At 51.0% G+C, this 23125-nt stretch carries 19 protein-coding genes; 10 read left to right on the forward strand and 9 right to left on the reverse strand.

Features of this window, described 5'->3' with window-relative positions:
* Complete coding sequence (locus tag AB2U10_RS08645) at nt 1-741, reverse strand: RNA methyltransferase (RefSeq protein ID WP_367914928.1); 741 nt, start codon at nt 739-741, stop codon at nt 1-3.
* 15 nt (nt 742-756) lie between these two features.
* Here AB2U10_RS08645 and tamL point away from each other — a divergent pair, with 15 nt between their 5' ends.
* Nucleotides 757-3261: a translocation and assembly module lipoprotein TamL gene (tamL, locus tag AB2U10_RS08650; RefSeq protein ID WP_367914929.1), complete on the forward strand. Its 2505-nt coding sequence runs from the start codon at nt 757-759 to the stop codon at nt 3259-3261.
* Here the strand turns inward: tamL and AB2U10_RS08655 are convergent, their stop codons facing one another.
* Together AB2U10_RS08655 and apaG are read right to left on the reverse strand one after the other, a co-directional pair.
* The gene (locus AB2U10_RS08655) at nt 3262-4029 is read right to left on the reverse strand and encodes an O-methyltransferase (protein WP_367914930.1); all 768 of its coding nucleotides are present in this window, start codon (nt 4027-4029) and stop codon (nt 3262-3264) included.
* A 16-nt stretch (nt 4030-4045) separates the two neighbouring features.
* Nucleotides 4046-4432, reverse strand: a complete 387-nt coding sequence (apaG, locus tag AB2U10_RS08660) for a Co2+/Mg2+ efflux facilitator ApaG/CorD (protein ID WP_367914931.1) — start codon at nt 4430-4432, stop codon at nt 4046-4048.
* A 100-nt stretch (nt 4433-4532) separates the two neighbouring features.
* Here apaG and ung point away from each other — a divergent pair, with 100 nt between their 5' ends.
* Nucleotides 4533-5198 (forward strand): uracil-DNA glycosylase, encoded by a 666-nt coding sequence (ung, locus tag AB2U10_RS08665; RefSeq protein WP_367914932.1) that lies wholly within the window; start codon nt 4533-4535, stop codon nt 5196-5198.
* Entirely contained in the window at nt 5198-6340 is a 1143-nt protein-coding gene (locus AB2U10_RS08670) for a THUMP domain-containing class I SAM-dependent RNA methyltransferase (protein WP_367914933.1), read from the forward strand. Before ung ends, AB2U10_RS08670 begins: the two co-directional genes overlap by 1 nt.
* 102 nt (nt 6341-6442) lie before the next feature.
* Here the strand turns inward: AB2U10_RS08670 and AB2U10_RS08675 are convergent, their stop codons facing one another.
* The 3 genes from AB2U10_RS08675 to AB2U10_RS08685 all read right to left on the reverse strand — a co-directional run bounded on the left by AB2U10_RS08675 (nt 6443) and on the right by AB2U10_RS08685 (nt 10470).
* A complete protein-coding gene (locus tag AB2U10_RS08675; RefSeq protein WP_367914934.1) occupies nt 6443-8926 on the reverse strand; it encodes a S9 family peptidase in 2484 nt (827 codons plus the stop codon).
* 667 nt (nt 8927-9593) lie between these two features.
* On the reverse strand, nt 9594-10016 hold the full coding sequence (locus AB2U10_RS08680) for a helix-turn-helix domain-containing protein (protein ID WP_367914935.1): 423 nt from the start codon (nt 10014-10016) through the stop codon (nt 9594-9596).
* A gap of 208 nt (nt 10017-10224) precedes the next feature.
* On the reverse strand, nt 10225-10470 hold the full coding sequence (locus tag AB2U10_RS08685) for a helix-turn-helix domain-containing protein (RefSeq protein ID WP_367914936.1): 246 nt from the start codon (nt 10468-10470) through the stop codon (nt 10225-10227).
* Nucleotides 10471-10589: 119 nt separating this feature from the next.
* Here AB2U10_RS08685 and AB2U10_RS08690 point away from each other — a divergent pair, with 119 nt between their 5' ends.
* The 5 genes from AB2U10_RS08690 to mtaB all read left to right on the forward strand — a co-directional run bounded on the left by AB2U10_RS08690 (nt 10590) and on the right by mtaB (nt 15608).
* On the forward strand, nt 10590-10763 hold the full coding sequence (locus AB2U10_RS08690; protein ID WP_367914937.1) for a hypothetical protein: 174 nt from the start codon (nt 10590-10592) through the stop codon (nt 10761-10763).
* A gap of 66 nt (nt 10764-10829) precedes the next feature.
* Nucleotides 10830-11663, forward strand: a complete 834-nt coding sequence (locus AB2U10_RS08695) for a sigma factor-like helix-turn-helix DNA-binding protein (RefSeq protein WP_367914938.1) — start codon at nt 10830-10832, stop codon at nt 11661-11663.
* Nucleotides 11608-12696, forward strand: a complete 1089-nt coding sequence (locus tag AB2U10_RS08700) for a hypothetical protein (RefSeq protein WP_367914939.1) — start codon at nt 11608-11610, stop codon at nt 12694-12696. Before AB2U10_RS08695 ends, AB2U10_RS08700 begins: the two co-directional genes overlap by 56 nt.
* Nucleotides 12697-13173: 477 nt before the next feature.
* On the forward strand, nt 13174-14196 hold the full coding sequence (locus AB2U10_RS08705; RefSeq protein ID WP_367914940.1) for a glutamine synthetase beta-grasp domain-containing protein: 1023 nt from the start codon (nt 13174-13176) through the stop codon (nt 14194-14196).
* A 77-nt stretch (nt 14197-14273) separates the two neighbouring features.
* A complete protein-coding gene (gene mtaB / locus AB2U10_RS08710) occupies nt 14274-15608 on the forward strand; it encodes a tRNA (N(6)-L-threonylcarbamoyladenosine(37)-C(2))-methylthiotransferase MtaB (RefSeq protein WP_367914941.1) in 1335 nt (444 codons plus the stop codon).
* 119 nt (nt 15609-15727) lie between these two features.
* On the opposite strand, the gene AB2U10_RS08715 is transcribed toward mtaB, so the two are convergent.
* The 3 genes from AB2U10_RS08715 to AB2U10_RS08725 all read right to left on the reverse strand — a co-directional run bounded on the left by AB2U10_RS08715 (nt 15728) and on the right by AB2U10_RS08725 (nt 18979).
* Nucleotides 15728-17053 carry an ammonium transporter gene (locus tag AB2U10_RS08715; RefSeq protein WP_367914942.1) on the reverse strand — a complete coding sequence of 442 codons (1326 nt, stop codon included), beginning with the start codon at nt 17051-17053 and terminating at the stop codon, nt 15728-15730.
* Between the two features lie 19 nt (nt 17054-17072).
* Nucleotides 17073-18191 (reverse strand): porin, encoded by a 1119-nt coding sequence (locus AB2U10_RS08720; protein ID WP_367914943.1) that lies wholly within the window; start codon nt 18189-18191, stop codon nt 17073-17075.
* 440 nt (nt 18192-18631) lie between these two features.
* Nucleotides 18632-18979, reverse strand: coding sequence for a 4Fe-4S binding protein (locus tag AB2U10_RS08725; RefSeq protein ID WP_367914944.1), 348 nt, complete (start codon nt 18977-18979; stop codon nt 18632-18634).
* A gap of 109 nt (nt 18980-19088) precedes the next feature.
* On the opposite strand from AB2U10_RS08725, the gene AB2U10_RS08730 reads away from it, so the two are divergent.
* The gene (locus AB2U10_RS08730; RefSeq protein ID WP_367914945.1) at nt 19089-20108 is read left to right on the forward strand and encodes an aldehyde dehydrogenase family protein; all 1020 of its coding nucleotides are present in this window, start codon (nt 19089-19091) and stop codon (nt 20106-20108) included.
* Nucleotides 20109-20165: 57 nt separating this feature from the next.
* On the forward strand, nt 20166-22853 hold the full coding sequence (locus AB2U10_RS08735) for a response regulator (RefSeq protein WP_367914946.1): 2688 nt from the start codon (nt 20166-20168) through the stop codon (nt 22851-22853).
* Nucleotides 22854-23125 lie beyond the last annotated feature (272 nt).

The raw sequence follows: 23125 nt of genomic DNA on the forward strand, positions 1-23125 counted from the left end.
CTATACTCCCCGGAATATATTGTCCAGGATAATGCCGGTGGCCATGGCCGCATTCAGTGATTCAGCAGTACCGATCCGCGGAATGGTGATGCGGGCCTTGAGAAGGGCTGCTACTTCAGGCGATATCCCGTGCGACTCGGAACCGATGACCAGGCCGATCTTTTCCTCAAAATCGTGGTGATGCACATTGGCCCCTTCCAGGTCGGCGCCGTATACCGGCAGGCCGAACCGGTGGAGAAAAGCGGGCAGGGGCGTGTAAAATACATTTACCCGGGTGAACGAGCCCATGGTGGCGCTGATCACCTTGGGATTGTAGAATTCCACGGTTTCCGGGCTGCAAACCACGTTCCGGATACCATACCAGTCGGCCAGACGGATCACCGTGCCCAGGTTCCCCGGATCATGAATCTGGTCTAAAATTAATGTAACCTTCTCAAAATTTTGGGGCGGGGAAGGACGTTTTTGCTTTACAACCGCCACGCCGGCGGAATTACTTTTGAAGGTGGAAACCGCTGCTATGGCAGAAACCGGTGCAATGATCGCCTCGTGTACCCTCGGATGCCCGCTGAGAGACCTTCCGGCAGAGAATTCTTCGGAGCAGAAGAGCCGGACAACCTCGAAATCGGAAGCCAGCAGCTCGTCCAGTCCCTTTTCGCCTTCCACCAAAAACTCACCGTATTCTGTACGGTATTTTTTATTATGCAGAGATTGAATGTATTTTTGTTGTTGTTTTGAAATCATAAACTGTGTTTGCCTTTGCAGAAGCCCTTTTTATATGTATTGTTTTTTGTTTCAGGGCTGACTCTGTTTTCCTGTAAAAATAATATACCGCCGCCTCAAAATAAGCTATTATTATGGAAAAACGAGTTCAGGGGGAACGATAAAGTATATAAGGAAGAGCTGGAGCTCATTATTCCGTTTGCGCAGAGGGAAAACTCCAAACCCCTGAACCTGCCGTTTACCCCTCGGGTATGGTGGTACAATTTCGGCCAGAATACCTTTGACTCCCTGAAATTTGAGCGGAAGGCGATCAGGCAGGAAAACCGCCTGGCCGAACTGAAAAACAGCACGGGATATTCCCTGAAGAAAGCGAGCCGCATAGAACGGAAGATAGACCGTTACAAAAGCTCGTTAAGCCAGGGCATTGCCTGGTTTTATGCCAACGTGGGCGAAAAGCAGGTATACATTTCCGAAGAAGAGGTGGAAGAAACCGCTCTGCGCCTGCAAAAATACCTTTTTGACCGGGGCTACCGCGATGCCGCCGTTACCGGCGAGCTGCTGGCGGCCGGCAGGAAAGGCCGGCACAACGTACGTTACACCGTGAAAGAGAACGAGCTGTACACCATCGATACCATCCGTTATGTGGTGAAAGACCCGGCTATAGACTCGCTGCTGAATGCCGACCGCAGAAACCGCACCCTTAAGCCCGGCGACCCGCTGCACCACCAGAAAGTGGAGGCCGAAAAGCTCCGGATCGAACAATTGCTCAAAAATAACGGCTATTATGCCTTTAATAACCGGTACATTACGTACGGGGTAACCAACTATGAAGAGAGCGAGGCGCTTTTCCGGGAACGGAAACGCGGGAACCTGATCGTGGAGATCCTCAACCCGGAACCGGGGAAGCACATCCGGTACTACCTCTCTGAGGTAAGCTTTAAAACCTTTGACCCGAATAACCGGAGCACGCAGACCGCCCCCGATACCACCACTATCCGCGGAGTCAACTTTATCCGGCTGGATAATGCGGTACCGCTGGGCCTGATCCGGAACCGGATCTTCACCAAACCCGGCGATCTCTTCAGCAGCGGGGCCATTTATGAAACCCAGCGGCAGATTTCTCTTTTTAACCAGTTCTCCTTTGCCAGCTCACAGCTGAAGATAGCCGACTCGGCCCGCCTGGCCCTGGAATACTTTGCCCCGGTGCAGGAGCGTTTTACCTTCGGTATCAGCCCGGGCATTAACAACATTTATACCGACGGCAACAGCTTTTTCGGGTTTGGAGTGCCGGTTTCGCTCTCCATGCGGAACGTATTGCGCGGGCTGGAAGTGATAGAGCTGGGTGTTCGCGGCTCGTATGAAGGACAGCCCACGCCCATCCGTACCTCAGAAAGCGCCATCCGCGGAAGCCTGGAGCTGGGCGGTAACCTGAACATCACCCTGCCGGTGATGCTGCCCTTTCATCCCAAAGGGGAGAAGATCAACCTCATGAACCCGCGTACCACTTTCGGGCTGGGCTATAACTATTCGGAGCCCTTCTGGGGCACACGTACCAATTTCAAGCTTACCGCCGGTAATTCCCTGCAGCTCAGTAAAAACGCTATCCTGTATTTCAATTTCCTGGACGCCTACCTGGTCAATACCAGCTATGCCAGCAACGCCTCCGGACGGGAGTTTTACCGTACCCTTGACTCCCTGCAGCGGATAGGCAATAACCTGAAAGTGACCTTTGACCCGCAGTTTGTATCCTCCATTAATACCAATTACGTTTTTAATAACCAGGATCCCTCCAGGCCTTTTTCCAGTTCTACCTTCTTCCGCCTGTTTGTGGAGTCGGCCGGAACGGCGCTTAACTTCCTGAAAGACAAAGACCGCATGGGCTGGGTAGAAGACCTGTTTCCCATGAGCAGCGGACCGGATTCCGTACGGGCCTATTTCCGGTTTGTGAAGATCAACGCCGACTACCGCCGCAGCATTAACCTTACGCCCAAAAGCAGCTATGCCTTCCGGGTGAATGTGGGGGTGGCCAACCCGTACGGTAAAAACCGGGCTATTCCCTACGATAAAAGCTTTTTTGTGGGAGGAAGCAACAGCATCCGCGCCTGGGCACCGCGCTCGCTGGGCACAGGCTCTTCCGCCTCAGATACCACTTCCGTAGGAAATACCATTCCGCAGCCGGGCGATATCCTCCTTGAGGGCAGCCTCGAATACCGGCGGAACATCATCCGCTTTGCCGGGAACATCCAGATGGCTGTATTCCTCGATGCCGGGAACGTATGGAAATGGCACCAGATCAATATCCCTGAAAAATACAACCGGTCGAACTTCGACTTCGGCCGTTTCTACAAGGAGATCGCCGTGGGTACCGGCTTCGGGCTTCGCTGGGACCTGAGCTTCTTCCTGTTCCGTTTCGACTGGGGGATCAAAGTGATCGACCCGGGCCGGCCTGAAGGCGACCGCTTCGTGCTGGACCGGTTTTCGCTGCGCAGAAACCAGCCTTACGGCCTCAACCTGAACTTCGGTATCGGTTACCCGTTCTGATTACTTCAGCACAAAATGCTGCTTCCGCACGCCGGGCCTGAAAAATACGAGACCGGTATGGAAAAAGTCAGCCGAAAGGGTCACGCGCTTGTCTCTGCAGATCTCTTTCCAGGCCTTCTTCATTTCGGGTGACCAGTAAATATCATCGAAAACAAAAACACTGTTTTCTCCAGCCCGGGCATAGCAAAGCTCGAAATACTTCATGGTAGGCTTGTAGCGGTGGTTGGCATCAAAAAGTACAAAATCAAGCGGTGCGGCCCGTTCGGAGATCTCTTTCAGGCAGTTGTCGATATTGCCGTTAACCAGGATGAGATTCCGTAAGCCGAGTTGCTCAAATCCGCGGCGGGCTACATCCAGGGTGCTCTCGCAGCCTTCAATGGTCCATATCTGCCCGTCAGGAACGGCCATGGACAGGTACGAGGTGGTCACCCCCAGTGAAGTTCCCAGCTCCAGGATGTTCTTATAGCCGTAATGACGGATGAGCCGGAAAAAAAACTGGCACCAGAAAGGCGAATTAAGCGACTTCCGGGCAATGTCTTCTACGGTACGCTCCAGCGAATTGGTGATCCGTGAGCCGGCACCCATATCTTCAATGCTGATCATCTCAGGATTGTTCTTAAGGGCCGACCGGATGGCTTCAATCTGCTCAAACTCGGGTTGCGGAGTGAAATCTTTATACACTTTAGTGTAAAGATCAAAAAGGAAGGGCGAGTGGATACTGTGGGCATTGCCCGCTGTCAGGTAGTATTTCAGAAAATCAAAAAACATATTATGTGTAGAGTATTTAATTACGGATATAAGGTACTTCCAGGATAAACTGAGGGATATTGATTTCAAATAAACGACCGTCACGAACCCGCTGCATGATATACTTGCCGTGCATCCTGCCTATGGTAGAAGCAAAATTACAGCCCGAAGTGTATTCAAAAAACTCACCAGGCTCAATTACCGGGCTGAGCCCCACCACGCCGTCACCGTTGACTTCATACGATGTACCGTAAGAATCGAATATCTTCCAGTGGCGCGAAAGCAGCTTTACGGTATTCTCTGTAGTATTTTCAATGTGGATGGTATACGAAAATGCATACAGGTTTCTCTCCGGCTGCGAATAAAACGGCTGGAATTCAGCAAGTACGCTGACTTTGATCCCGTTGGTAATTGCAGATATCATACGTAAATAATCAGGCTGCCGGTCAGATAACGTCAATTTATTTGTAAATAAAATGATAATTTTACCGGAATTCAAAAACCCCCAAGTTTTTTTAAGCCGAATGAGTGTAAAAATAGAAGAATCCTGGAAAGAAGTTTTGGGAGGCGAGTTCGAAAAGGACTACTTTGTACGCCTGACCGATTTCGTGAAAGAAGAATACCGCACCACCGTGTGCTACCCGCCGGGAAGCCTCATCTTTAATGCTTTTCAGATGACTCCCTGGAACAACGTGAAGGTGGTCATCCTGGGGCAGGACCCGTACCATGGTCCCGGGCAGGCCCACGGCCTGTGCTTTTCCGTGAACGACGGCGTTCCTTTTCCCCCGTCGCTCTACAATATCTTTAAAGAGATCAAAGACGATATCGGTACACCCGTTCCGCCGTCGGGTAACCTGACCCGCTGGGCGCAGCAGGGCGTTCTGCTTTTGAATGCCACGCTCACCGTGCGCGCCGGACAGGCCGGCTCGCACCAGAACCGGGGCTGGGAAACCTTTACCGATGCCGTTATTCACGCATTGAATAAGGGGAAAGAAAACCTGGTCTTCTTACTGTGGGGAAGCTACGCGCAAAACAAGGGGAAATTTATTGATACATCGCGGCATCTCGTTCTGAAAGCCCGTCACCCTTCACCGCTGTCGGCCAATTCAGGCGGGTGGTTCGGTAACCGGCATTTTTCACAAGCCAACGAATACCTGCAACAACACGGAAAAGAACCGATAACCTGGTGATGGAAAAATACGAAATGGTGGCCACCACCCTCATGGGACTGGAACAGACGCTGGCCGATGAAATAACAGCCCTGGGAGGTGAGCGGGTCAAAGTGCTGAAAAGAGCGGTGAGCTTTGCCGGTGATGACACCCTGCTGTACACCTGTAACCTGGCGCTCCGGTCTGCCCTGCGGGTGCTGGTACCTTTGGCTGAATTTACGGCCGGCAATGAAGACCAGCTGTATAACCGCATCAAAGATTTCCCGTGGGAAGATATCTTCTCGCCTGAACAGACCTTCGTGATCGACCCGGTAGTGAGCGGCACGGTCTTCCGCCACTCTCACTACGTGGCGCTGAAATCAAAAGATGCCATTGCCGACCGCTTCCGGGCCAGGTACGGCCGCCGGCCCGGGGTAGATACCCGCGATCCCGATATTTACCTGCACCTCCGGGTGCACGAGAGCCGGGTAACGGTATCCATTGATTCTTCAGGAGTAAGCCTCGACAAAAGAGGATACCGCAAGGTAGCCAACGAGGCCCCGCTTAACGAGGTGCTGGCGGCGGGCATCCTTCTCCTGTCAGGATGGACGCCCGCTCAGCCGCTGGTAGATCCTATGGCCGGTTCGGGCACCTTCGGTATCGAGGCCGCCCTGATCGGAACCCGGACCCCGCCGGGCATGCACCGTACTTTTGCTTTTCAGCGATGGAACGAATACGATGCAAATCTCTTTGAAAAGGTCCGGTACGGCCTTTCCCGTAAAATCAGGGATACCGGCCTCAAAATATACTCCCGCGATATCCTTGGCCGGAACATGGATATCATCTCCCAAAATGCGGAAAAAGCCGGTATGGATGAATACCTGAGCATCCGGAAGGAAGATTTTTTTGAATCGTCTCCCAAAGAGCCGGGTGGGGTGGTGGTGATCAATCCGCCCTACGGAGAGCGTTTGCAGATGACCGATATAGAGCTGTTTTATAAACGTATGGGCGACACGCTGAAGCAGCGGTACGAAGGCTATGACGCCTGGATCATCAGCTCTGACCTGGAAGCCCTGAAAGCAATAGGGCTGAAGGCCGGCTTCAAAACCGACCTCATGAACGGCGGGCTACCCGCCCGCCTCGTGAAATATTCGATGTATAAGGGAAGCCGCGAAGAATCGTAAATAAGGCTGCGATCTGCTTTTCAGAACATGGCCGCCGTATAAGAATAAAGCTGCCGGGAGAGATCCCGGCAGCTTTATTAACACTATACCCTGTAAGCGGGCTTACCGCTTTTGAGGCAGCTCCCGGTTCATTTCCAGGATATCCGTTTCATCGCGTCTGGACTCTCCCAGCAGGTGCTCGGCAAAATAATCGGCCATCTTCCAGAAGAAATATTCCGTCATATTGCCGAAACCGTGCCGCTGACCGGGCAGAAGCACAAAATCAAAACGTTTGTTGGCTTTGATGAGGGCGTCTGCCATCCGGATGGTGTTGGCCGGGTGCACATTGTTGTCAATATCACCGGTGGCCAGCAGCAGCTTTCCTTTCAGGTTTCCTGCCAGTTCGGTGTTCTTTTCAATCTGGTAGGCAAACGTGGTGTCGCCTTTGGCGCTCACCCGTTCGGTTACCCCGTGATGCCGCTCGCTCCACCAGCGGTTATAAATGTTGTTTTCGTGGTTACCGGCCGCCGATACCGCCACTTTGAAAAAGTCGGGGTACACCAGCATGGCCGCAGTAGACATAAAGCCCCCGCCCGAGTGCCCCGTAATGCCTACCCGGTCTATATCAATGAAGGAGTGGCGCGCTGCCAGCTGCTCAATGGCCACTTTTTTATCTTCCAGGCCGTAATCGCGCAGGTTGCCGTACCCGTAGGTATGGTACCATTGCGACCGGGCCGGGTGCCCGCCGCGGTTGCCTACCGTGATCACAATAAAACCCATCTGGGCCAGGCGGTCTACCCGGTCCATGCTGCGGCCGAAAGCCTTGTTCACCGATTCGGTCTGCGGGCCGGGGTATACATATTCTATAATAGGATATACCCGGGTCGAATCAAAATCAAACGGCTTATACATGACCCCGTAAAGATCGGTGACCCCGTCGCCTGCCTTCACCTTAAACGGCTCCGGAAATTTATAGCCGCCGGCCAGCAGCTGTGAAAGATCGGCTTCTTCCAGCTTCATCAGCAGGGCTCCTTTTGAATCGTAGAGCGCTGAAACCGGTACGGTATTTACCCGCGATGAATTGTTGACAAAAAACCGGCCGCTTTCACTTACAGAAACCTGGTGGTCAAAATTGCCTTTGTTCAGCAATTTCGGCTCGCCGCCGTTCAGCGAAAGTGCATAATGGTGAAGATAATACGGGTCTTCACCGTTCTCCCGTCCGTTAGCCGTAAACGTAAAGGTCTGGGTTTTGGCATCGTAACCTGTAACATCTTCGCAGTTGTATTCGCCCGAAGTCAGCTGCCTGACCAGGGTTCCGTCTGAATTGTAAAGGTAGAAATGGCCCCAGCCGTCGCGTTGCGACCAATGAATGAACTGGCTGCCGTTGTTCACCAGGTACGGCTTTTTAATATCCAGGTATACATTAGACCGTTCGCTGAGCACATTTCTTACGGTACCGTCTGTATTGACGGCCAGTATATCAATGCGTTTCAGGTCGCGGCTGGAGCGGCTGATATAGAACTCCCGGTCGTTGCCCAGCCAGTAGCTGATATAGTGTTTCCCGGTGTAGCTCTGGCGGTCCCTCTCTTTTCCGAAAATCCCGATGGTCTGGTTTTTAAATGCCTGAACGGCAACCTGTTTCGACGTAAAGTTTTGGGCATCAAAAAGGTGCAGCTCTACCTCTGTCGAATCGGTTTCACCCGGCATCTGGTACTTGTAGGTTTCCAGGGTGGGCCGCTTACCGCCCACGTTATTGATGACCCACAGGGGGCTGAGGTGGCGGTTGTCTTTCCGGGTCACCGCAAAATATTTCCCGTCAGGAGACCAGCTCAGCCGTACACCTTTCCGCTTTTTCTCGTCTTCCTTCTCGTCGCCGGTAGTGGTGCTGTAGGCGTCACCGCCCCAGGCATAATACTGTACGCCGTCACGGGTGATCCGGTGCTCGGTAATGGTGCTGTCTTTCTCGTCTTTGATGGCTTTCTCAAAATTGGCCCTGTCCATCCAGTACAGGTCGTAATTCCGGGCAAAAAACACCCGCATGGTATCCGGCGAGTAAGAAGCCCAGTCGGGGCGTGCTTTCTCTTTCAGTGAATCGGCCAGCTCTTTCACCTGGCGGGTGGCCAGGTCGTACTCCAGGAAGAAGACCTTCTTCTTCAGCGTATCTGATTTTACTTTGAGCTTTTTGATTTCCTCTTTTGATTTGAGGGTGTCTCTGGTGCTCTTTACTTCAAACCGGATCCGCTTCTCATCGTCGGTAAATTCCAGCTTATCGATTTCCAGGTGCTGGGCATCAAACGGGTTCCTGACTATACGGGTGATCTGGCGGGCCAGGTCGGCGTTATCAAAAAGCGGCTGTTTTGAGCGGGTAGCCGGATCTACCAGGTACCAGCTTTTCCCTGCTGAGGTCTGGTATTCGTACCAGAAACGGTCGGAGTGATTGATCCAGCTGGGCCTCACCTCGGTAGAAAAAATTTTAGTTTTGAGCTTTGCAGGAGAGAACCTGGCCGTCAGGTCGTAATTGGCCTTTACGGTTTCGGGTTTCCTGTGCTGAGCCGTTACATGTACATGCAGGATCACACCTGCCAGGAGTAATAGTTTTCGCATCATAGATGATTACAGGTTTATAAAAGGCGAAAATATCGAAAAATACGGAGCATTCCTGTTTTTGGTCAAATTACCTGCAGGCCCCAAAAACAATGATAAAATCATATTTTGAGCTTTCCGGGCTGGTTTCATAAGGAGCAAAAAAGGTTAACATGTTTATAATAAACAACTTGTATTTTATGTTATCTGTTTGTCGGGCCATACGAAGAGCCTTTTTGGGCTGAAAAACCTGTTTTTGGCTGCCAGGGCCGGTACCGTTAAATAAAAAAATGCATTTGTATATATAGCCTTATTTCTTTTTGTTATAATTTAGAACCGAATTAAGTGTGTAATCCTAGAAATAGAAAGTAAATAGTATAGTTATGAAAGAGAAAGTAGGAGTCATCGTGGTGTTGCTTCTTTTAATTTTGGGTATTATGGGCATGTAATTGCCTGCTCGGTAACGGGACGTATTAACACAAGAGCAACACGGAAGTGAAACGGTAATTTTCTGTTTTACGGGTAAATTACACGGATCAGAGATGAAGGAATTTATACCGGGTGTAAGGCCCGGCAGCTATGAATTCCGCACGTTAGTCGGAGAAGCTTCCGGTGAACTGGAGAAGAGTGAAACAATAACCTTCCATGAATGCAGGGATACAACATTGCTTCTGCATTCATGGTTTTTATTTTATTGCAGGGGCCGGCCGATCAGTTTTTCCAGCCGGAGCATCATTTCGTCTTTTTCGCGCAGCATCCGTTCATAGAGGTTGATCTTTTCTTCGTGCAGCTGCACCATCTTTTCCAGGGGATTAATGGTAGGATAATAATTGAAAAGCGCGTTGCCGCTGGAATGATCGTTATTATTGACCGTATTGGCAATAATGGTGATGGCCTTTTCCTCGTCGAAATTCTTAATAACGCTATCGGGTATCTTCAGCGCCTTGGCCACCTGGTACAGTACCTCGGGCTCCAGTACGGACTTCTGCTCCATCAGAGACACTTTCTTCTGGTTCCAGTCTTCGCCCAGCTCATGGGCAAGGGCCTCCTGCTTGATTCCCAGCATCTCGCGGAATCGTTTTACGTTGCGTCCTTCGTGAATTTTTGGTTCCATAATCGTAGCGAGTTCAAACGTGGTCCTTTATTTAAAAGGATGTGTAAAGGTAGATAATTTATGCCGTAAAATAACTATAATATCCCGCATACAACTGGAATATCCCGCTTCTCCGTTGTTGCTTTGTGTAATTTCTATACCTTTTAAACAAAATTATAATGAACAGATCCCGGCAGCAGAAACCACCCGGCTATCCCTGAAAGCACAACTACCGCATACCCCTGGAGGGGCGTTTAATATCTCTGTAAAGATATTCCAGCAAGTGACAGGGAGCTTCGTTCATGGCCTTGGCCAGGAGGTAGATCTCGTCAGCCCGCATTTTCAGGCAGTCTTTCGATGCAAATTCGCTTATCCGGTTGGGCCTGATGCCCGTGGCACGGGCCAGTGCCGCCTGGTTCACTGATTTGTGGTCGAGATACTTTCCAAAGCTTGTCCTGTGGTTTTTGCTGTTCATTATTTTCAGGTTAATCGATATAAATATATTAGAATCCGATACGAATATTTGGTGCGTATACTTATAATAGGTATGTTTATATCGAAAATCGATAATGACCTAAAATCACAAAACAACTTATGCAAGCCGAGATCCTGCTAAACGAACCCTCCGGATACCGCGATGCCCTTTTGGGGCTGCTAAAAGCAGTAGAAGTCAAAGATCTTACCGGAAAACTGGCTGAAGAAGTCAAGCTTATTTACCAGCTGATCGACCTGATCGAAGCCAGGATCAGTGCCGGAAATAAGAAATAAACCGGCCTTTCCGCAAGAGGATATGCACGCCTGGGCAGGCGTATGTATGCTAAACCCTTACATAACATGACAAAGACAATTGAAAACACCTATCTTAACAAACTAAAAAGCGGCGATGAAGCCGGACTGACCTATTTTTACAGCCGTTTTTACCAATGGTATGCTTACCGGGCCTACCGGTATATCCGTGAAGACCTGGACGCCCACTGCGCTACCCAGGAGGCCTTCCTCCGCCTATGGATTTTCCGTGAAAACATTGAAGACGTGGCCCACCTGCACCGGTTTATCAGCGGCCAGGTAAAAGAGGCCGGCAGAGCCTACCACAGCCGGCGAAGCAACCAGTTCAGGCGGAAGCTGCTCTGGTTTTTTGACTACGACGAGCCCGAAAGCCTGCTGCCCGGTGAGCCGCCCGAATGGGAGAACGGGGCCTCGCTCGAAATAGAAGAACCCGATGAAGGCGAGTCGCACCAGCTGGAAGCCCTGAACCGGCTTTTACCGCACCTGGGGCATGATCAGCAGCTTTTTATACGGCTTTGCCTGAAATACGACTTCAATTACGAACGCATTGCCTTTTATTTAGGGGGCATCCGCGAATACGAAGTGGCCCGGCGCGTCAATAAATGCATAGAACAATTGAAAAGCCTCCTGGCCGACAGCCGCAGGTTATCTGAGGTGAGCCACACGCGCACCCTCCGGATAGACCGGCAGCTCAGCACCGAGCAGGCCGACATTCTGCGGCTGAGGTACGAGCTGGGCAACTCTTTTGAGGAGATCGCCACCCGGCTCGGACTAAGCCCCGCCAACGTAAGAACCCTTTTTATCCAGGCATTTACTACAATTAAACATGGAAAAAGTAATCCTCACAAGAAGAATTCAGCTGATCGTCAATTCCAGGGATAAGGAAGTAATAAAAGCCCATTACGACCGCATCTACGAATACCAGCGCATGGCCTGTAAAGCAGCCAATATGATTCATACGCACCTGTTCCTGCAGGACAGGCTGAAAGACCTGGTGTACCTGACCACCGATACGAAGGTCAGGCTGGCCGATGCCGGCCGGCAGGAAGACGGCATCCTGACCACCTCGCATATGAATTCCATTTACCGGACCCTCAGCTCGCATTTCCTGAAAATACTGCCGTCAAGCACCCTGAGCAACCTCAACCAGTCGGTTTACCGCACCTACCAGAGCAACCGTGAAGAATACTGGAAAGGAGATAAATCGATCCCGAACTTTAAAAAAGATATTCCCATCCCTTTCAGCAGCCGGGATATCCGCCTCCGGGAAGAAGATGACGGGAAGAACTTTACATTTACACTCTTCAAAATACCGTTCAAAACCTACCTGGGGCGTGACCGCTCGGGTACCCGGCTCCTGCTGCGCAAAATTGCCAGGGGCGAGATCCCCCTGCGGCAGAGCGCTATCCAGATTAAAAAGAACCGGCTGTACCTGCTGGCAAGCCTGGAAGCCGACAGGCAGGATCACGCCCTCGATGCCACCCGGATCGCCGAAGTCTCTCTTTCTATGGAATATCCCCTGGTGGTAAAAATAGAGCGGGAGGAATTCCGGATCGGCAGCCGGGAAGAATTCCTCTACCGCCGTTTGTCGATCCAGGCCTCGCGGCGGCGCCTGCAGATGGCGGCGTCTTATAATAAAGGAGGGAAAGGAAGAAAAAAGAAGCTGAAGAGCCTGGAAAACTACAGCGATAAAGAGAAAAATTATATTGAATCGCGCCTGCACCTGTACAGCAGGAAGCTCATTGACCAGTGTATCCGGGCAGGGGTGGGCACCATCCTGCTGGTTAACCAGTCGGTTAAAGAAGACATGGCCCACGAAGATCCCCTCCTGTTACGCAACTGGAGCTATTACGGGCTGAAGTCCAAGATTGCCTACAAAGCCAAGCTGGCCGGTATTGTCATTATGGAAGAATAAAAGATACGTTTGGATTAAGTAGAAAAGAGGTTGTCCGCACAACCGGAAGTTGAGGCCACCGGCACTCGGTAAGTACGGAAAAGTACATGCGGTTAAGGCGTGAGAAACTTGCAGATCCATTGGATAACAGTTCATTATGCATTTTACAGGGGCTGGTCGTGCAGCCTGGGGGTGAGGCGGGCAGCACTCATCAAACATGAAATTGTATACGAAAGCCGTCAGAACTTTTTACACAAACGCATCTGAAGGGGGCCATCCGGCCCCCTTTTTTATACCCCCGGTTCAGGAAGAAAGCAGGCCCGGAACGCAATTTCAGAACTTTATGGAATACATTTCGTTAATATTCAAATAATAAATTGTATTATATAAATAACTTCAAATAAAAGTTCGACTTTTTGATATATGCACAAATAAAATTCTGATTCAGGGATTAAATTTGCAATATAGTTTTAACAACAGCCCATATTCAGATACATCATGGCAAAATCAAAATTGGAGTACATCTGGCTGGACGGATACAAGCCGACTCAAAGCTTAAGAAGCAAAACGAAGATTGAAAGTAATTTTTCAGGACGACTGGAAGATTGTGAAATGTGGTCGTTTGACGGCTCCTCTACCGGGCAGGCTCCCGGCGGATCATCCGACTGTATCTTAAAGCCCGTATTTATTTGCAAAGATCCGCAGCGTCGCGACGGTTACCTGGTCATGTGCGAAGTAATGTCGAGCGACGGCACCCCGCACGAGTCGAACGGCCGCGCTACCATTGATGACGATGATAACGATTTCTGGTTTGGTTTTGAGCAGGAGTATTTCCTGTGGGACAACGAGACCAATGCCCCGCTGGGCTTCCCCAAAGGCGGGTATCCGCGGCCGCAGGGACCGTATTACTGCTCGGTGGGCTCTAAAAACGCCTACGGACGGGATATCGTGGAAGAGCACCTCGACGCCTGCATTGACGCCGGCCTGAACATTGAAGGCATCAATGCCGAAGTAGCCGCCGGGCAATGGGAATTCCAGATCTTTGCGAAAGGCGCCAAAGAAGCCGGTGACCAGGTATGGGTGGCCCGCTACCTGCTGGAAAGAATAGGAGAGAAGTACGATATTTCTATTAACTGGCATTGCAAGCCGCTGGGCGACCTCGACTGGAACGGCTCAGGCATGCACGCCAACTTCTCCAACAGCATATTAAGAACCTGTGGCGAAAGAGCCACCTATGAAAAAATATGTGAATCGTTCAGGCCGTATGTCGAAGAGCACATCGAGGTATACGGAGCAGATAACCACCTGCGGCTGACCGGTAAGCACGAAACGGCTTCCATACACTCCTTCTCGTACGGGGTGTCAGACCGCGGAGCCTCTATCCGGATACCGATTGCCACTGTGGAACGCGGCTGGAAAGGATGGCTGGAAGATCGCCGGCCCAATTCTTCCGCAGATCCGTATAAAGTGGCGGCCCGGATCATCAAGACCGTCAAAAGTGTAAATGTTGAAGTATATTGAGACTAGCCCTGTAAAATACCCCGATGCTTTGCGTCGGGGTTATTTTTTTAGCTACCTTTGCATAATTTTCATTGATTATGAAGAGCGTAGCATTTTATACCCTGGGTTGTAAGCTCAATTTTTCAGAGACATCTACCATCTCCAGGACTTTCGAAGAAAAAGGATTCAGGAAAGTAGGGTTCAATGAGAACCCCGATATATTTATTATCAATACCTGCTCGGTAACCGAAAATGCCGATAAAAAGTGCAGGAAGATCGTTAAGGAGGCCCAAAAGATCAACCCTGAAGGTTTCGTGGCCATCATTGGCTGCTATGCGCAGCTGAAGCCCAAAGAAATAGCCGAAATTGAAGGAGTAGACGCGGTGTTGGGCGCTTCTGAAAAATTCAGGCTGCACGAGCTTCTGCCTACCTTTGAAAAAACCTCGCCGGTGGTTCCTGCGGAGCAGAAAGTATTTGCCCGCGGTATTGAAGAAGCCATCGAATACCATACCTCGTATTCGCTCCATGACCGTACCCGTACTTTCCTGAAGGTGCAGGACGGTTGCGATTACCCCTGTGCCTACTGTACTATACCCATGGCCCGGGGGGCCAGCCGGTCGGATACCGTGGAAAACGTGGTCAATGCCGCCAGAGAAATCGCCGCTAACGGTGTGAAAGAAGTGGTGCTCACCGGGGTGAATATCGGTGATTTCGGTATCATTAACGGAACCCGCACCTCCACCTTTTTCGACCTCGTTCAGGCGCTGGATGAAGTGGAAGGCATTGAGCGCTTCCGGATATCCAGCATTGAGCCCAACCTGCTGACCAACGAAATTATTGCCTTTGTGGCCGCATCAAAGCGCTTTGTTCCACATTTTCATATTCCCCTGCAGTCAGGGTCCAATAAAATACTGGGCCTTATGCGCCGGCGTTACCGGAGAGAGCTTTACGCCGAAAGGGTGGCGGCCATCCGGCAGATGATGCCCGATTGCTGCATCGGCGTTGATGTGATTGTTGGTCACCCCGGAGAAACCCATGAAGATTTCCTGGATACCTATAACTTCCTGAATGAGCTGGAGGTGAACTATCTTCACGTCTTTACCTACTCGGAAAGGGCCAATACCAAAGCGCTGGATATCCGGCCGGTGGTGGCTGCCAGGGACAGGAACGAGCGCTCACGCATGCTGCATATCCTTTCCGATAAGAAAAAAAGGGCTTTCTATGAGCAGCACCTCGGCAAAGTGTACCCGGTGCTCTTTGAAGAAGGCGATCACCAGGATACCATGAACGGCTTTACGCCCAACTATATCCGGATCGTAGCCCAATACGACCCTCTCCTGATTAACGACGTCCTTCCTGTACGCTTAAAGTCAGTGAATGAAGACATGCTGGTGGAAGTGGAAGAACCGGAAGAGATCCTGGTTCATTCCTGATAAAGCGCGTTTTCACTTGCTTATAAACATCTTCACTTCGCCCGAAGTGACAAGAGGCAGCCGCCCCCTGTCACTTCGGGCGAAGTCGGGAAGTCACTTCGGGCGAAGCCGGGAACTAATCAGGCTTCTATCAGCTTTTCATCGTGCTGGCTGATGTCCAGTCCCGTATTCTCATCGTCCTGGCTCACCCGCAGAGGAATGATTATATCGGTAATCTTCAACACCACAAACGACATCCCGAAAGAGAATATCGATGCCAGCACAAGCGCCAGCAGGTGCTTCAGGAACAGCGAGCTTTCACCAAAAAACAGGCCCTGCTCCGTTACGGCTTCGTTAACCGTGGCTGTAGCAAAAACACCGGTCAGGATCATGCCCACCATGCCGCCTATGCCGTGGCAGGGAAAAACATCCAGGGTATCGTCAAGCGCGGTTTTGGTTCGCAGGTGTGCTATCACATTCGAAATCACCGCGGCAACCACCCCGATCACCAGCGCATGCGGAACGGTTACAAAACCGGCCGCCGGGGTAATGGCCACCAGGCCTACCACCACACCGATGCAGAAGCCCATGGCTGACGGCTTTTTGCCCCGGATAGCATCAAAAAATACCCAGGCTATACCTGCAGCGCCGGCCGCCGTATTGGTGGTGGCAAAGGCAATTACGGCCAGCGGACTGGCAGCGAGCGCCGAACCGCCGTTAAACCCGAACCACCCGAACCACAGCAGGCCCGTGCCCAGCAGAACATACGGTACATTGGCCGGGGGCAGGAAGTCGTTGTTGGCATGTGAACGCCTTCTTTTCAGGTAAATGGCTCCGGCCAGGGCGGCCCATCCGGCCGACATATGCACCACTGTTCCACCGGCAAAATCAAGCACACCCATTTTATAGAAGAACCCGCCGGGTGACCACGTCATGTGCGCCAGGGGAGCGTAGATCAGGAGGCTGAAGAGCACCATAAAAACCACGTAAGCCTTAAAGTTTACCCTTTCAGCCATAGAGCCCGTAACCAGGGCCGGGGTAATCACGGCAAATTTCAGCTGGAAAAAGGCAAAAAGCAGGAAAGGAATGGTGCCCCAGGCCGGTGCATCGGTTACGCCTTTCAGCAGGAAATGCGAGGCAGGGTTGCCAAAGAAACCGCCTACGCTGTCGCCAAAAGCAATGCTGAAGCCTACCACTACCCATACCACTGAAATAATGCCCATGGCCATGAAGCTCTGCAGCATGGTAGAGATTACGTTTTTGGTGTTCACCATGCCGCCATAGAAATAAGCCAGGCCGGGAGTCATGATCAGCACCAGGGCGGCCGATACAAGCACCCAGGCCGTGTCGGCGGCATTAATGCCCTCTGTAACGATACTCTTCGGGGCAAACGGGAAGAAAAATGCCAGTACGGTAACCACCAGCAGGATAAAGAAAGGTAAGGGTGAAAGTTTAGATTTGACCATTTTATTTGAACAATTTAGATTAGAAATAGAATATCATGGCAGCACCCAGGGTAGACTGCGCGTTTTTGCTGAGCGAGCCGTCTTTTCCCGGCAGCTGGAAGGTCTCGTAACTGCCGTGGCTGTACGAATCGTACCGGTATTCGGGTTTGATCATGAGGTTGGGCGACACCTGGAACGAGCCGGTTACGGTGATCCCCGTGGTAGCCACTCCGTTGCCGTTCGCATCGGTCAGGTATATCCCGCCTTCTTTGTTGTCAAAATGTTCGAGGCGCGCGCCCAGGCTGAAAGTCTTGCTGAAATCATAATGGGTGTACAGGGCGGCACCGGCCCATTTTCCTGTAACGTTAGCGCCCTGTGTGGCATTTAAGCCCAGCAGCAGCTTTTCGGTCACCTGGTAGGTGGTGGCCAGGTCCAGCCAGTGGGTGTAATTCCGGCTGTCTGTTCCTTCGTCTGAACCAAAATAATTGAGGTATACCGACCAGTCGCTCAGGGGCTGCACAAATACCTGGGCCTGGATGCCTTTCTTCTTGTTAAAATCTTCCTTGGTATCCAGTCCGTTGGTGATGCCCGCCATCAGCCCGAATTTATCGGAAACCGAATAATCGAGCTTGACCCCGGTATGGTAAAAAGGGCCGTTGCCGAAGAGGTTGGAAAGGGAGTAATTGAAATTGAGCGGGGCATCGATCACCTCGTACCCGATGTGCGTGCCGTATTGCCCGGCGGTCAGCTTCAGCCGGTCGCTGATCAGCCAGGAAATATACGCCTGCTTGATGGCCAGGCCCGTGCTGCCAAACTCCATACCGATGGGGCTGTAGGCGTTGCCGTAATTGCCGAGGTCGCCGTGGTTTCCGAAGGCCAGGTCAATAACCCCTTCTACCTTTTGGGTGGTGTAGGTGGTTTTCAGCTGGGCCATTCCTACCTGGAAGCTGTTGGCGTTGTGATCAAAGATGCGTTCAAAGCCCGAAGCACCAAGGTTAGTGGTAACGCCGTTGAAATTGTAGAAATAATAAGAATCTACGTAACCCGATAATTTGAGGGGATTTCCTTTCACCGGGTCCTCGTCTCCCTCAGCGGTTTTTCCGGCAATCGCTGAAAAGCTGATTACGGAATAAAGTAATAGTAAAATTTTAATTCTCATAATTTAATTTGGTTATACGGCATAATGAATAATTAACTGTGGCGAATTTGAGACAGATAGATTCATTCCTGCAAATAATGATATGAGAATTTTCTAAGATTTATAAAAAAGAATAATTATTTATTGGAATAGTAATATATGTTATAATATTCTGAGAAATTATAGAATATTGAAATATAATTCCGGTATATAAGATTCTGTAAAATCAATATATAACAGGGGAGAGGTGAAAAGTTGTGCTTTTGTCCATCCGCTTACCCGGGAAACGGGTAAAAAGAGGTTAAAAATATTATATCGTATATTGTATAAATTATAAAATAATATTTGTTACCAAGCAGGAAGTATATATTTGCCCGGAGATCTGAGTTTATCCGCGCTATCTGTGGGTAAAACCCATAAAAAAACCGCCCTCAGGCGGTTCCGTAAGATCTGTCCGGCTATTACTCATTGTGCAGCCAGGCCTTCTTGGCCAGCAGGGTATCCCGGTCTTCTTCGTTATCCGGATCGGGTACGCAGCAATCTACCGGACAAACCGCAGCGCACTGGGGTTCTTCATGAAAACCCACACACTCGGTGCATTTATCCGAAACAATATAATAGAATTCGTCTGACACCGGTTTCATTTTAGCAGCACCGCTGATGACCGTACCATCGCTGAAATCAACTTCAGATAAGGCGGTTCCGCCACCGTACGTCCATTCCATTCCCCCCTCATAAATTGCATTATTCGGGCATTCCGGTTCGCAGGCTCCGCAGTTTATACATTCATCTGTTATAATAATTGCCATCCTTAAAACAAGTTCTGTTATTAAACAATAACAAATATAATTACCTTTTGTTTCATTTATGTTTGTAATTTTACGATAAATCTATAAAATCAGTAGGAATTAGAAAAAAATGAAATTGGAAGAGAGAATAGTACTATTTTCAGAATTGGGAGACTATATTCTGAGGCATGCAGCTACTGAAGAAATGCAGGATTTATTTGCCGCTGCCCGGTCGCGTAATCCCTGGTTCACCACCGATAACATCCGGCTGGCGCTGACCGGTGTGGCTGAAAATTTCCTGGATGCAGCTAAATTAAATGCCCTGGTGTCGCGGTACGACCGTTCCTTTTTTGAACCTGCCGCCCGCCGGAAAATCGGTATCGTGGCTGCCGGCAATATCCCGCTGGTGGGCCTCCAGGACCTCATCCATACCGTTCTCTCCGGCCATATCGCCTATTATAAGCCTTCGGCCCAGGATGAAGTGCTGACCCTCTTCCTGATCCGGAAAATGAAGGAGATCAACCCGGCCGCTGATGAGTTCGTGGTAGCCGCCGACAAGCTGACCGGGCTCGATGCCTATATCGCCACAGGCAGCGGGAATACCTCGCGGTATTTCGAGTATTACTTTGGCCGGAAACCCCATATCATCCGTAAAAACCGGGTTTCGGTAGCGGTTTTAAGCGGTAAGGAAAGCCGTACACAGCTCTCTGACCTCGGTAATGACCTGTTTGAATATTTCGGGCTGGGGTGCCGGAACGTCTCCAAGCTGTACGTGCCCCGGGGCTATGACTTCACTACTTTTTTTGAGGCAATTGAATATTGGAACGGCATCACCCTGCATTCCAAATATGTCAACAATTACGACTATAACAAGTCGATCTTCCTGGTGAACGGCGACCGGCACCTCGATAACGGTTTCCTGCTCCTGAAAGAATCAGATGCGCTCCATTCGCCTATTTCCACGGTCTTTTACGAAGAATACGAACAGGCTGACCGGGTTTTTGGTGCGCTTGATGCGCAGAAAGAGAATATACAGTGCATTGTGACCGAAATGCGGGAAGACGGGATCCCCTTCGGGCAGTCGCAGTCGCCCGAGCTGTGGGACTACGCCGACGGCGTGGATACAGTGGCCTTCCTGGCCGGGCTTTAAGCCGGTTTTTTATTACTTTTGGGTTCCCGATACCCTGCAGAAAGATGCAGCCATGATATGATGATGAGACCTTTGTTGCTTATGCTGCTGGGGTGGGCGCTGGCCGCTGTGCCCGCCCGCGCCGGCGATGAGATCAACCTCACTCCCGATACACAGTTCTATGTCGACTCCTCGGGTGGGCAATCGCTGGAAGACGTGCGCCTCCGGCCTTTTGAGCACTTCCGGAAGCCGCTTTACGTATTTGAATTCTCACCCTATACGGTATGGGTGCGGTTCCCGCTGAAAAGTCCGCCGGGCTCACAGCAGAAATTCATATTGTACCTGAACAACCCTTACCTCGATATAGCCGACCTGTACCTGCCTGCCGCTGACGGCACGTATACCGTAAGCCGGGCCGGAGACCTTACGCCTTTTGAGGAGCACCCCATACCCGGCCGGTACCCGGCCTTTCCGCTTGATTTTTCGGCTTTTCCCGATTCTTCCTATGCTTATCTGAAAATAACCAATTCCCAGTACAACCTGTTTAACGTGGTGCTGGCCGACGAGGTTTTCTTCTACCAGACCTACAACTCCGACGGCTTCCGGATAGGAATGGTGGTGATGCGGCTGTTTTTCCATATTGCCCTGCTGCTCTTTCTCTTTAAAGATACCCGCTTCAGGGCCTACAGCTTCTGGGGCATTGCGCTGTGCCTTAATTACCTTAACCTGGGCGGTGAATCGGGCTACCTGTTTCCCGGCAACCCCTTCCTGGTCAACTACCTCTTTTACCTGGGGGTTTCCCTGCTTTTCCCGGCCATGTGCTATTATGTATATGAAGTGCTGAATATCCGCGAAACTTACCCGCGTGCCCGTCGGGTGCTCGTTTTTTTCGGGGCCGTGGGTATTGCTAATCTCTTTATCCAGTTATGGGTCAGCCACGCCAGCGTAAACAGGGTGGTGATAGGTTTGCTGGGGCTGATGATCCTGTATTTTGTCTATCTCATTGTCCGGGTGTACGGGGCCGGGGGCCGTCCGAATATATGGTATATGGTTCCGCTGCTGCTGTATATTCCTACGGGCATTATTTATCTTCGGAATGTAAGCTTCTACTTCTTCATCCCGATGACCCTCCTGCAGGCCGTTTTTATCCTGGATTTCTTTTTTGTGGCCTTCCTGACCGGGGCCATGCTTCGCCTGCTGTACAAAGAGCGCTCAGAAGTGGCTGCGGCATTGTATCTCAACCGGAAGCAATCGGAAAAGCTGATTGAGCTGGATAATGCCAAAACCCGGTTTGTGGCCAATATGTCGCACGAATTCAGAACACCCCTGACGCTGATACTGAGCCCGTTGGAAGACCTGATCCGGAAATACCCGGCAGAAAGCGTATTTGTGCCCATGAAGCGCAATGCCCAAAAGCTGCTGAGCCTGATCAACCGCCTGCTCGACATCAGCAAAATGGAGGCCGGCGAGATGCAGCCGGAAATACGCCGGGAAAACCTGGTTTATTTTATCCGTACGCATGCCGGAGCCTTTTCGTCGCTGGCCGACAGCCGGGAAACCGCCTTTGACATCCGGGTGCCCGAAGAGCAGCGGATGGCCTGGATAGATACCGAAAAGCTGCAGGCTATTGTCAATAACCTGCTTTCGAATGCATTTAAATTTACCCGCCCCGGCGACCGCGTTTCGGTCACGCTTTCTTACCCCGATGCCACACATGCGGCCATGGAAGTAAAAGACAGCGGGCAGGGAATCAGCGAAGAGCACCTCCCGCACATTTTTGACCGGTTTTACCAGGCGGAGGATACGGTTGCCGGGGGAACGGGAATAGGCCTGGCCCTGGTAAAAGAGCTCTCGGTCATCCTGAAGGGAGAGATCCGGGCGGAAAGTCGTAAAAACGAGGGCAGCTGCTTTACATTTACGTTCCCTACCGACCCGGAGACCTGGAAAGATCACCTGGCCGGTCCGGAAGGAGAAGCTCCCGTAATCTACCGGGAAGAAGAGGAGCCGGGCACCCGGGAAGGCGTATTGCTGCTGATCATTGACGACAACCGGGATGTACGGCATTACCTCAGGCAGATTTTCGGCGAACAGTACCGGGTTATAGAAGCGGAAGACGGCCGCCAGGGGCTCGAAAAAGCTACGGCTTACCTGCCTGACCTCGTGATCTGTGACCTGATGATGCCCGTGCTTGACGGTCTGGCCTTCTGCCGCTCACTGAAAACGCAGGAAGCCACCAACCATATCCCGGTGGTCATGCTGACGGCCCGTGCCTCTGTAGAGAGCCGTATAGAGGGCTTTGAATTCGGTGCGGATGCCTACCTGACCAAGCCTTTCCATACCACGGAAATCCGTACGCGGGTGAAAACCCTGATCCGGCAGCGGGAAATTCTCCGCAACAAATTCGAGATGAAAATTGTGGATATCGGGCCCCGTGAACGCAAATTAAAGTCGGGCGGCGAGCTGTTCATTGAAAAGCTGAAAGAGGTGATCGAGCATCACTTGTCCGACAATGCATTTTCAATGGATGACCTGGCGGCTTCGCTGCACCTGAGCCCCGATCAGCTTCGGCGCAAAACCCGTACGCTTACCGGCCTGAGACCGGTAGAGTTTATCCGTAAATACAGGCTGCACCGGGCTGCTGAATTGCTCAGAAGCCGCTCGGGTATGGTGTCGGAAGTGGCCTACCAGGTGGGCTTTGAAAGCCTTTCTTACTTTACACGGGCTTTCCGGGAAGAATTCGGGCAGAATCCGTCTGATTTTGCCTGAAGGTACTGTATACCTGCCGGTTAGTGCTCAGGGGGCGGTTTTCCGGCCGGGCATATCGACGGAAATGAGCAAAAAAATGCTGTTTTTGGGTTAACGTCCGCTGCTTTATCCGTCCGATCTTTGCACTGCGAACCTTCGGTAAGAAGGGATATTCAGTAAATAGAATTGAAATCGGTTGTTGAATAATTTTTTGACAGCCGATTTTGTTTTTTTAAAGAAATGCTAGCCAGAGATTTTGCTGATGGGATACTATGTTGTTGTCAAGGGCCTTA

This window comes from Leadbetterella sp. DM7, from assembly GCF_040829825.2.
GTDB lineage: Bacteria > Bacteroidota > Bacteroidia > Cytophagales > Spirosomataceae > Leadbetterella.